This is a genomic window from Streptomyces sp. NPDC093586, from assembly GCF_044764905.1.
Taxonomy (GTDB): domain Bacteria; phylum Actinomycetota; class Actinomycetes; order Streptomycetales; family Streptomycetaceae; genus Streptomyces.
The window spans coordinates 115,110-125,994 of sequence record NZ_JBIWJA010000023.1 but is presented as its reverse complement, the minus strand read 5'-3'; the positions used below and the strand labels follow the sequence as shown (position 1 = coordinate 125,994).

Annotated in this window: 9 protein-coding genes; 8 read left to right on the top strand and 1 reads right to left on the bottom strand. The window is 70.8% G+C overall.

Going from position 1 to position 10,885, the window contains the following annotated elements; all coding sequences use genetic code 11:
- Positions 1-202: 202 nt before the first annotated feature.
- The 8 genes from ruvC to relA all read left to right on the top strand — a co-directional run bounded on the left by ruvC (position 203) and on the right by relA (position 9,448).
- On the top strand, positions 203-787 hold the full coding sequence (ruvC, locus tag ACIRFH_RS23550) for a crossover junction endodeoxyribonuclease RuvC (RefSeq protein WP_403524084.1): 585 nt from the start codon (positions 203-205) through the stop codon (positions 785-787).
- Complete coding sequence (gene ruvA, locus ACIRFH_RS23545; protein ID WP_403524081.1) at positions 784-1,389, top strand: Holliday junction branch migration protein RuvA; 606 nt, start codon at positions 784-786, stop codon at positions 1,387-1,389. The genes ruvC and ruvA overlap by 4 nt, the downstream gene beginning before the upstream one ends.
- Before the next feature lie 27 nt (positions 1,390-1,416).
- Complete coding sequence (ruvB, locus tag ACIRFH_RS23540; protein WP_403524078.1) at positions 1,417-2,490, top strand: Holliday junction branch migration DNA helicase RuvB; 1,074 nt, start codon at positions 1,417-1,419, stop codon at positions 2,488-2,490.
- Positions 2,491-2,665: 175 nt separating this feature from the next.
- Entirely contained in the window at positions 2,666-3,163 is a 498-nt protein-coding gene (gene yajC / locus ACIRFH_RS23535) for a preprotein translocase subunit YajC (protein ID WP_403524075.1), read from the top strand.
- A 122-nt stretch (positions 3,164-3,285) separates the two neighbouring features.
- Complete coding sequence (gene secD, locus ACIRFH_RS23530) at positions 3,286-5,067, top strand: protein translocase subunit SecD (RefSeq protein WP_403524096.1); 1,782 nt, start codon at positions 3,286-3,288, stop codon at positions 5,065-5,067.
- Positions 5,068-5,070: 3 nt separating this feature from the next.
- Positions 5,071-6,189, top strand: coding sequence for a protein translocase subunit SecF (secF, locus tag ACIRFH_RS23525; RefSeq protein WP_403524072.1), 1,119 nt, complete (start codon positions 5,071-5,073; stop codon positions 6,187-6,189).
- Positions 6,186-6,734, top strand: coding sequence for an adenine phosphoribosyltransferase (locus ACIRFH_RS23520; RefSeq protein ID WP_403524070.1), 549 nt, complete (start codon positions 6,186-6,188; stop codon positions 6,732-6,734). Before secF ends, ACIRFH_RS23520 begins: the two co-directional genes overlap by 4 nt.
- Before the next feature lie 173 nt (positions 6,735-6,907).
- Positions 6,908-9,448 carry a GTP pyrophosphokinase gene (gene relA / locus ACIRFH_RS23515; protein WP_403524067.1) on the top strand — a complete coding sequence of 847 codons (2,541 nt, stop codon included), beginning with the start codon at positions 6,908-6,910 and terminating at the stop codon, positions 9,446-9,448.
- A 72-nt stretch (positions 9,449-9,520) separates the two neighbouring features.
- On the opposite strand, the gene ACIRFH_RS23510 is transcribed toward relA, so the two are convergent.
- Positions 9,521-10,750, bottom strand: coding sequence for a DUF349 domain-containing protein (locus ACIRFH_RS23510; RefSeq protein WP_403524064.1), 1,230 nt, complete (start codon positions 10,748-10,750; stop codon positions 9,521-9,523).
- Between the last annotated feature and the right edge of the window lie 135 nt (positions 10,751-10,885).

Below are 10,885 nucleotides of genomic sequence, written 5' to 3'. Positions count from 1 at the left end.
GGTACATGCTGTTCGCCACCGACGGTGAGGGAACGCCGTCCAAGGCGCAGTGGGTGCACGTGCCGTAGCGCTCGTACGGGGTGTCAGCAGGGGCGGGGGGGGGGGGGGGGGGGGGGGGGCCCCCCCCCCCCCCCCCCCCCCCCGCCGTTGTCGGTGGCACCCGATAGCCTGCACAAACAGGTGATCGAGGGAAGGCGTGGGCGTGCGTGTACTGGGGGTGGACCCGGGGCTGACCCGCTGCGGGATCGGTGTCGTCGAGGGCGTCGCGGGCAGGCCGCTGACCATGCTCGGCGTCGGTGTCGTCCGCACCCCCGCGGACGCCGATCTCGGCCACCGCCTCGTCGTCGTCGAGCAGGGCATCGAACAGTGGCTGGACGAGTACCGGCCGGAGTTCGTCGCCGTGGAACGCGTCTTCAGCCAGCACAACGTCCGCACGGTGATGGGCACCGCCCAGGCCAGTGCCGTCGCCATCCTGTGCGCCTCCCGCCGCGGCATCCCCGTCGCCCTGCACACTCCCAGCGAGGTCAAGGCCGCGGTCACCGGCAGCGGACGCGCCGACAAGGCCCAGGTGGGTGCCATGGTCACCCGCCTGCTGCGGCTGGACGCGCCCCCGAAGCCCGCCGACGCCGCCGACGCGCTCGCACTGGCCATCTGCCACATCTGGCGGTCCCCCGCGCAGAACCGGCTCCAGCAGGCCGCCGCCCTGCACGCCTCCCGGTCCCCCCAGGCACCGGGAAGCCCGCGCATCCCGAAAGCCCCGCACGCACCGAAAGGCCACACGGCATGATCGCTTTCGTCAGCGGCACGGTCGCCGCCCTCGCCCCCGACACCGCGGTGGTCGAGGTCGGTGGCGTCGGCATGGCCGTCCAGTGCACGCCGAACACGCTCTCCGCCCTCCGCGTCGGCAAGCCCGCCAAGCTCGCCACCTCCCTCGTCGTGCGCGAGGACTCCCTGACGCTGTACGGCTTCGCCGACGACGACGAACGCCAGGTCTTCGAGCTACTCCAGACCGCCAGCGGCGTCGGCCCCCGCCTGGCGCAGGCGATGCTCGCCGTGCACAGCCCCGACGCGCTGCGCAGGGCCGTCTCCACCGGGGACGAGAAGGCCCTGACCGCCGTCCCGGGCATCGGCAAAAAGGGCGCCCAGAAGCTGCTCCTGGAACTGAGGGACCGTCTCGGCGAACCGGTCGGGACCCCCGCCGTCGGCGCCCCGGTCAGCGCGGGCTGGCGCGACCAGCTGCACGCCGCCCTCATCGGTCTGGGGTACGCGACCCGGGAGGCCGACGAGGCCGTGTCCGCCGTGGCACCCCAGGCGGAGGCCGCCGGGGGCACACCTCAGGTGGGGCAGTTGCTCAAGGCCGCCCTGCAGACACTGAACCGCGCCCGATAGTCCGTAGCGAGAGCCGAGGCACACCTCATGAACTGGGACGACACGACCGACACCGAGGCCGCCGGAGAGCGGCTGGTGGACTCGGTCGCCGATGGCGAGGACCAGGCCGTGGAGGCGGCCCTGCGCCCCAAGGACCTGGGCGAGTTCATCGGCCAGGAGAAGGTCCGCGAGCAGCTCGACCTCGTCCTGCGCGCCGCACGCGCGCGCGGGGCCACCGCCGACCACGTCCTGCTCTCCGGTGCTCCCGGCCTCGGCAAGACCACCCTCTCGATGATCATCGCGGCCGAGATGGGCGCCCCGATCCGCATCACCTCCGGCCCCGCCATCCAGCACGCCGGAGACCTCGCCGCGATCCTCTCCTCCCTCCAGGAGGGCGAGGTCCTCTTCCTGGACGAGATCCACCGCATGTCCCGGCCCGCCGAGGAGATGCTCTACATGGCGATGGAGGACTTCCGCGTCGACGTCATCGTCGGCAAGGGGCCGGGCGCCACCGCCATCCCGCTCGAACTGCCCCCGTTCACCCTGGTCGGTGCCACCACACGCGCGGGCCTGCTGCCGCCTCCGCTGCGCGACCGCTTCGGCTTCACCGCGCACATGGAGTTCTACGGACCGGCCGAACTGGAACGCGTGGTCCATCGCTCCGCGGGCCTGCTCGACGTCGAGATCGACACCGCCGGCGCCGCCGAGATCGCCGGCCGTTCCCGCGGCACCCCCCGCATCGCCAACCGCCTGCTGCGCCGTGTCCGCGACTACGCCCAGGTCAAGGCCGACGGCCTGATCACCCAGGAGATCGCCGCCGCCGCCCTCGCGGTCTACGAGGTCGACGCCCGGGGGCTGGACCGCCTCGACCGGGCCGTGCTGGAGGCACTGCTCAAGCTGTTCGGCGGCGGTCCCGTCGGTCTGTCCACGCTCGCCGTCGCGGTGGGGGAGGAGCGTGAGACAGTGGAAGAGGTCGCCGAACCCTTCCTCGTACGGGAGGGCCTGCTGGCCCGCACCCCGCGCGGACGGGTCGCGACCCCGGCGGCGTGGGCGCATCTCGGCCTCACCCCGCCGCGGGCGCAGACCTCCGGAAACGGACAACAGGACCTGTTCGGGGCGTGACACCCCCGCCGCGGCGACGACATTCGCCGGAGCAGGAACCCCGGTGCCATGCTGAGCGTTGTTCCATGCGCGCGGACTCGCTTAGACTCCGCCGATGCCGCCCCTGCCGGTGGCGCACACACCCCCAACCATCAGGCCGCTCACCATCGCGGTCGTGTGAAGGAAGTACCGACCCGTGAGTCTCGTGACCCTCCTCCCGTTCATCGTGCTCATCGGGGCCATGTTCCTGATGACCCGGTCGGCGAAGAAGAAGCAGCAGCAGGCCGCCGACATGCGGAACCAGATGCAGCCCGGTTCCGGCGTCCGCACCATCGGGGGCATGTACGCCACGGTCAAGGAGGTCAACGAGGACACGGTCCTCCTCGACGCCGGTCCGGGCGTCGAACTGCTCTTCGCCAAGAACTCCATCGGCGCCGTCCTCACCGACGACGAGTACAACCGCATCGTCCACGGCATCGAGCACGACCTGAAGTCCGACGCCGACGTCGTTCCGGACGACGCCTCCTCCCTCACCGAGACCGACGCCCCGGCCGCCGCCGACTCCGACGACAAGTCCGTCGACCTCGGCAAGAAGGACGCGGCCGACGAGCCGACGGCCGACGCCGCATCCGCCGAGGCGACGAAGGCGGACGAGCAGCCGAAGAAGTCCGACGGCGGCTCCGAGGCGAAGTAGCCGCGCCCCGAGGTGCACGGACCGTTCCCGTGCACCCCGCGCGTCGCGCGGATCCCCACACCATGTGATGGCCGCCGGTGCGCCGTCCCGGCGTGACGCGGCTCGAGAGGGAGTACGAACAGGTGGTAGCACCTAAAAAGGGAAAGACCGCGAGCGCTCAGAGCAGGCCCGGGCGCTCGCTGGCCCTGATCGTGATCGTCATCGCGGCGCTCACGGGAGGCATGTTCGCCTCCGGACACACGACTCCGCGTCTCGGGATCGACCTGGCCGGCGGTACGAGCATCACCCTCAGGGCGGTCTCGGAACCCGGCCAGGAGTCCGCGATCAACAAGACCAACATGGACACCGCCGTTGACATCATGAACAACCGTGTCAACGGTCTGGGCGTCTCCGAGGCCGAGGTTCAGACCCAGGGCGACCGGAACATCATCGTCAACATCCCCAAGGGTACGAACTCCAAGGAAGCCCGGGCCCAGGTCGGCACCACCGCCAAGCTCTACTTCCGTCCGGTCATCGCCACCGAACTCTCCGGTGCCGCCGCGACGGGCAGCCCTTCGCCGAGCGCCTCCGGTGCCCCCGACAAGGCGACGGACAAGGCGACCGACAAGGCGACGGACAAGGAAAAGGCGAGCTCCTCGCCGTCCGGCTCCGCCTCGGCCAGTGCCACCACCCAGGGCCGCGCGGTCACCGACGCCCTGAAGGCCGACCCCAGCCCGTCCGCCTCCGGCAAGGCCACCGGCGACGCGTCCCCGTCCCCGAGCACCGGCGCCAGTGCCTCCGGCGACGACGCGACCGCCAAGCTCCAGGCCCAGTACGCCGCCCTCGACTGCACGAAGAAGGCGGACCGCGCCAAGGCCGGCGACGGCGCCAAGCCCGGCGACTCGACGGTGGCCTGCGGCCAGAGCTCGCAGGGCCAGTGGCAGAAGTACATCCTCGGCCCGGCCGCGGTCGACGGCACCGACGTCGACAAGGCCCAGGCGGTCTTCAACACGCAGACCGCCGCCGGCTGGACCGTCACGATGAAGTTCACGGACTCCGGCTCCAAGAAGTTCGCGGACATCACCGGCAAGCTCGCCCAGAACCAGTCCCCGCAGAACCAGTTCGCCATCGTCCTGGACAACGAGGTCGTCTCCGACCCCTACGTCAGCCAGGCCCTGACCGGCGGCAGCGCGGAGATCTCCGGCAGCTTCGACCAGGAAGAGGCGCAGAGCCTCGCCAACATGCTGTCCTACGGTGCGCTGCCGCTGAGCTTCAAGGAGGACAGCGTCACCACCGTCACCGCCGCGCTCGGCGGTGAGCAGCTGAAGGCCGGCCTGATCGCCGGCGCGATCGGCCTCGCGCTGGTCGTCCTCTACCTGCTGCTGTACTACCGCGGTCTGTCCTTCATCGCCGTCGCCTCGCTGCTGGTGTCCGCCGGCCTGACGTACGTGATCATGGCGCTGCTCGGCCCGACCATCGGCTTCGCGCTGAACCTGCCGGCCGTCTGCGGAGCGATCGTCGCCATCGGCATCACGGCGGACTCGTTCATCGTGTTCTTCGAACGCGTCCGCGACGAGATCCGGGAGGGACGCTCGCTGCGCCCCGCGGTCGAGCGCGGCTGGCCGCGCGCCCGGCGCACCATCCTGGTCTCCGACTTCGTGTCGTTCCTCGCCGCGGCGGTGCTCTTCATCGTCACCGTCGGCAAGGTCCAGGGCTTCGCGTTCACCCTGGGTCTGACCACTCTGCTCGACGTGGTGGTGGTGTTCCTCTTCACCAAGCCGCTGCTCCAGCTCATGGCCCGCCGCAAGTTCTTCGCGAGCGGCCACAAGTGGTCCGGGCTCGACCCGAAGGCCCTGGGTGCCAAGCCGCCGCTGCGCCGCACCCGTCGTCCGTCCGCCGGCCCTGTCGACCCGAAGGAGGCGTGAGAGATGTCGAAGCTCGGCAAGCTCGGCGCCCGGCTGCACCATGGCGAGGTCGGCTACGACTTCATCAAGAACCGCAAGATCTGGTACGGCATCTCCATCCTGATCACCATCACGGCCATCGTCGGCCTGGCGGTGCGCGGTCTGCACATGGGCATCGAGTTCCAGGGCGGCGCGGTCTTCACCACCCCGAAGAACATGAGCACTTCGGTGTCCCAGGCGGAGACGTTCGCGGAGGACGCCTCCGGCCACGACGCGATCGTCCAGAAGCTCGGCGACGGCAGCCTGCGCATCCAGATCGCGGGCATCGACACCGGCAAGTCGGACCAGATCAAGGACGACCTCTCCAAGGACCTGAAGGTCGACGCGGAGAAGATCAACGCCGACCTGGTCGGCCCCAGCTGGGGTGACCAGATCGCGAACAAGGCCTGGCAGGGCCTGGCGATCTTCATGGTCCTGGTCGTGATCTACCTGGCGATCGCGTTCGAGTGGCGCATGGCGCTCGCCGCGTTCATCGCGCTGATCCACGACATCACCATCACCGTCGGCATCTACGCCCTCGTCGGCTTCGAGGTCACGCCGGGCACGGTGATCGGTCTGCTCACGATCCTCGGTTACTCGCTCTACGACACGGTCGTCGTCTTCGACAGCCTCAAGGAGCAGACGAAGGACATCACCAAGCAGACCCGCTGGACCTACAGCGAGATCGCCAACCGCTCGATCAACAGCACTCTGGTCCGTTCCATCAACACCACGGTGGTCGCGCTGCTCCCGGTGGGCGGCCTGCTGTTCATCGGCGGCGGTGTCCTCGGCGCCGGCATGCTCAACGACATCTCGCTGTCGCTGTTCGTGGGCCTCGCGGCCGGTGCGTACTCCTCGATCTTCATCGCCACGCCGCTGGTCGCCGACCTCAAGGAGGCCGAGCCGCAGATGAAGTCCCTCAAGAAGCGCGTCCTCGCCAAGCGCGCCCAGGCCGCGGCCAAGGGCGAGCCGGCGGATCCGGCCGTCACCGACGGGCCGTACGACGACGAGCCCGAGGACGCCGCACCCGCGGTCGTCGGCCCCCGCAACCAGCCCGCGTCCCGCAACCGGGGCCGCGGCCGACCCTCGGGGAAGCGCCGATGACCGGACTCGCAGACATCCAGGCGCTGCTGCTCAGCCGCATCCGGGACGTGCCCGACTACCCGGAGCCGGGCGTGGTGTTCAAGGACATCACCCCGCTCCTGGCCGACCCGGCGGCCTTCACCGCGCTCACCGACGCCCTCGCCGAGGTCGCCGGGCGCACCGGTGCCACCAAGGTCGTCGGACTGGAGGCCCGGGGCTTCATCCTCGGCGCCCCGGTCGCCCTGCGGTCGGGACTCGGCTTCGTCCCCGTACGCAAGGCGGGCAAGCTCCCCGGAGCCACCCTCGGCCAGGCCTACGACCTGGAGTACGGGTCGGCCGAGATCGAGGTGCACGCCGAGGACCTGAGCGCCGGCGACCGTGTGCTGATCGTCGACGACGTCCTCGCCACCGGCGGCACCGCCGAGGCCTCCGTCCAGCTCATCCGCAGGGCGGGCGCACAGGTCGCGGGCCTCGCCGTGCTCATGGAGCTGGGTTTCCTCGGCGGACGTGCCCGGCTGGAGCCCGCCCTGGCCGACGCCCCGCTGGAAGCGCTGCTCACCGTCTGACGCGGCCTGAGCCGCACCCGGAGGCGGGCCCGGAGGAATCCGGCGCCCGCCTCCGGCGTTTCTCCCGTCGAAGGCCCTCCCTTCGGCCTGAAGGCGATCCTGGGACGCAGGATCGCTACCATGGGGTATCCGGAGCCTGACCGGGGGACCCGGATCGCGCACGAGGAGTCCTCTTGCCAGACGAGGCCCAGCCACTGACCGCCGCAAAGCCCGAGTCCGCCTCGGCGCCCGCGGCGAAGCCCGCGCCGAGCGCGCCCCAGGCGAAGAACGACACGCGTGGGCCGATCCAGCACGCCCCGTCCGCGCCGGTCGACAAGCCCGCCGAGCAGCAGCCGCGTCCCAAGCCGCTGCCGCCCGAGCGCCCCCAGAACGCGCCCGTGGTCCGTACGCCCGCAGGCCAGCCCGCCCGCTCCGGCTCCTCCAACCGCGTCCGCGCCCGCCTCGCCCGCCTCGGCGTGCAGCGCGCGAACCCGTACAACCCGGTCCTGGAGCCGTTGCTGCGGATAGTGCGTAGCAACGACCCCAAGATCGAGACGGCGACGCTGCGCCAGATCGAGCGCGCCTACCAGGTCGCCGAGCGCTGGCACCGCGGCCAGAAGCGCAAGAGCGGCGACCCGTACATCACGCACCCCCTCGCCGTCACCACGATCCTCGCCGAGCTCGGCATGGATCCGGCCACGCTGATGGCCGGGCTGCTGCACGACACGGTCGAGGACACCGAGTACGGCCTGGACGACCTGCGCCGCGACTTCGGCGACGTCGTCGCTCTGCTCGTCGACGGCGTCACCAAGCTGGACAAGGTCAAGTTCGGCGAGGCCGCGCAGGCGGAGACCGTGCGCAAGATGGTCGTCGCCATGGCCAAGGACCCGCGTGTCCTGGTCATCAAGCTCGCCGACCGCCTGCACAACATGCGCACCATGCGCTACCTCAAGCGCGAGAAGCAGGAGAAGAAGGCGCGCGAGACCCTGGAGATCTACGCGCCGCTCGCCCACCGGCTGGGCATGAACACCATCAAGTGGGAGCTGGAGGACCTCGCCTTCGCGATCCTCTACCCCAAGATGTACGACGAGATCGTCCGCCTGGTCGCCGAGCGCGCCCCCAAGCGCGACGAGTACCTCGCCGTCGTCACCGACGAGGTCCAGCAGGACCTGCGCGCGGCCCGCATCAAGGCGACCGTCACCGGCCGCCCCAAGCACTACTACAGCGTCTACCAGAAGATGATCGTCCGCGGCCGTGACTTCGCGGAGATCTATGACCTGGTGGGCATCCGCGTCCTCGTGGACACCGTCCGCGACTGCTACGCGGCGCTGGGCACGGTCCACGCCCGCTGGAACCCGGTTCCGGGGCGGTTCAAGGACTACATCGCGATGCCCAAGTTCAACATGTACCAGTCGCTGCACACGACGGTCATCGGGCCGGGCGGCAAGCCGGTCGAGCTGCAGATCCGCACCTTCGACATGCACCGCCGCGCCGAGTACGGCATCGCCGCGCACTGGAAATACAAGCAGGAGGCCGTCGCCGGCGCCTCCAAGGTCCGCACGGACGTGCCCAAGACCTCGGGCAAGGACAAGGACGCCATCAACGACATGGCGTGGCTGCGGCAGCTGCTGGACTGGCAGAAGGAGACCGAGGACCCCGGCGAGTTCCTGGAGTCCCTGCGCTTCGACCTCTCCCGCAACGAGGTCTTCGTCTTCACCCCCAAGGGCGACGTCATCGCGCTCCCGGCCGGTGCCACACCCGTGGACTTCGCCTACGCCGTCCACACCGAGGTCGGCCACCGCACCATAGGGGCCCGGGTCAACGGCCGCCTCGTCCCGCTGGAGTCCACCCTGGACAACGGCGACCTGGTGGAGGTCTTCACCTCCAAGGCGGCCGGCGCCGGCCCCTCCCGCGACTGGCTCGGCTTCGTCAAGTCCCCGCGGGCCCGCAACAAGATCCGCGGCTGGTTCTCCAAGGAGCGCCGCGACGAGGCGATCGAGCAGGGCAAGGACGCCATCGTCCGCGCCATGCGCAAGCAGAACCTGCCGATCCAGCGCATCCTGACCGGCGACTCCCTGGTCACCCTGGCGCACGAGATGCGCTACTCGGACATCTCCGCGCTGTACGCGGCGATCGGCGAGGGCCACGTCTCCGCGCAGAACATCGTGCAGAAGCTGGTCCAGGCGCTCGGCGGCGAGGAGGCCGCCACCGAGGAGATCGACGAGTCGGTACCGCCCGCGCGCGGCCGCGGCCGCAAACGCCGCACCAGCGCCGACCCGGGCGTCGTCGTCAAGGGCGTCGAGGACGTGTGGGTCAAGCTGGCCCGCTGCTGCACGCCCGTCCCCGGCGACCCGATCATCGGCTTCGTCACCCGCGGCAGCGGAGTATCGGTTCACCGCAGCGACTGTGTGAACGTGGACTCGCTCTCCCGCGAGCCCGAGCGCATCCTCGAGGTCGAGTGGGCGCCCACCCAGTCCTCGGTCTTCCTGGTTGCCATCCAGGTCGAGGCGCTGGACCGCTCCCGGCTGCTGTCGGACGTCACGCGCGTGCTGTCCGACCAGCACGTCAACATCCTCTCCGCGGCCGTCCAGACCTCCCGCGACCGCGTCGCCACCTCGCGCTTCACCTTCGAGATGGGCGACCCGAAGCACCTCGGGCACGTCCTGAAGGCCGTACGGGGCGTCGAGGGCGTGTACGACGTGTACCGGGTGACGTCGGCGCGCAGGCCGTCGTAGGGCCCGCGAGCACCGCGCACGGACGAGAGGGGCTCCCGTACGCACCGTACGGGAGCCCCTCTCGTCCGTGTGTCAGCCGCCGAACTCCTGGAGGCCCTTCAGGGCCTGGTCCAGCAGGGCCTGCCGGCCGTCCAGCTCCCGCTGGAGCTTGTCGGCCTTGGCGTTGTTGCCCTGGGCGCGCGCCTGCTCGATCTGGGAGCGCAGCTTGTCCACGGCGGCCTGGAGCTGACCGGTCAGGCCCTCGGCACGCGCGCGTGCCTCCGGGTTGGTCCGGCGCCACTCCGCCTCCTCGGCCTCCTGGATCGCCCGCTCCACGGCGTGCATCCGGCCCTCGACCTTCGGCCGGGCGTCACGCGGCACGTGGCCGATGGCCTCCCAGCGCTCGTTGACCGAGCGGAACGCGGCACGGGCCGCCCTGAGATCCGTGACCGGCAGGATCTTCTCGGCCTCCTCGGCCAGCTCCTCCTTGAGCTTGAGGTTCTCCGCCTGCTCCGCGTCCCGCTCGGCGAAGACCGAGCTGCGGGCGGCGAAGAAGACGTCCTGGGCGCCGCGGAAGCGGTTCCACAGCTCGTCCTCGTGCTCGCGCTGGGCGCGGCCCGCGGCCTTCCACTCGGACATCAGGTCGCGGTACCGCGCGGCCGTCGGTCCCCAGTCCGTCGAGTTCGACAGCGCCTCGGCCTCCGCGACCAGCCGCTCCTTGGTCCGGCGGGCCTCCTCGCGTTGCGCGTCCAGCTGCGCGAAGTGCTGCTTGCGGCGCTTGGAGAATGCCGAGCGCGCATGCGAGAAGCGGTGCCACAGCTCGTCGTCGGACTTGCGGTCCAGGCGCGGCAGCCCCTTCCAGGTGTCCACCAGCGACCGCAGCCGCTCGCCGGCCGCCCGCCACTGGTCGGACTGCGCCAGCTCCTCGGCCTCGGCGACCAGCGCCTCCTTGGCGCCCCGCGCCTCGTCGGACTGCTTGGCCCGCTGTGCCTTGCGCTCCTCGCGGCGCTTGTCCACCAGCTCGACGAGCTTGTCCAGCCGGGTCCGCAGCGCCTCCAGGTCACCGACCGCGTGGTGCGCGTCGACCTGCTCGCGCAGGTGCGCGACGGCGGCCAGGGCGTCCTTCGACGACAGGTCGGTGGTCTTCACTCGCTTCTCGAGGAGGCCGATCTCGACAACCAGGCCCTCGTACTTGCGCTCGAAATAGGCCAGCGCCTCCTCGGGGGAGCCTGCCTGCCAGGAACCGACGACCTTCTCGCCGTCGGCCGTACGCACGTACACGGTCCCCGTCTCGTCGACGCGGCCCCACGGGTCGCTGCTCACAGCGCCTCCTCCACATGATGCCTGCGGAGGGCTCTGCTGCCCCCGGGCATCGTCCACAGTTTCGTCACGGCCAACATAGGCGACCGGCGGGGGGCCTGTCCGCATCCCGCGCGACCGAAATTCCGCAGATGGGGG

Excerpts from the sequence above, each read along its gene's own strand:
- ruvA (WP_403524081.1), top strand. The coding sequence starts at position 784 with ATGATCGCTTTCGTCAGCGGCACGGTCGCCGCCCTCGCCCCCGACACC.
- ruvB (WP_403524078.1), top strand. The coding sequence starts at position 1,417 with ATGAACTGGGACGACACGACCGACACCGAGGCCGCCGGAGAGCGGCTG.
- secF (WP_403524072.1), top strand. The coding sequence starts at position 5,071 with ATGTCGAAGCTCGGCAAGCTCGGCGCCCGGCTGCACCATGGCGAGGTC.
- ACIRFH_RS23520 (WP_403524070.1), top strand. The coding sequence starts at position 6,186 with ATGACCGGACTCGCAGACATCCAGGCGCTGCTGCTCAGCCGCATCCGG.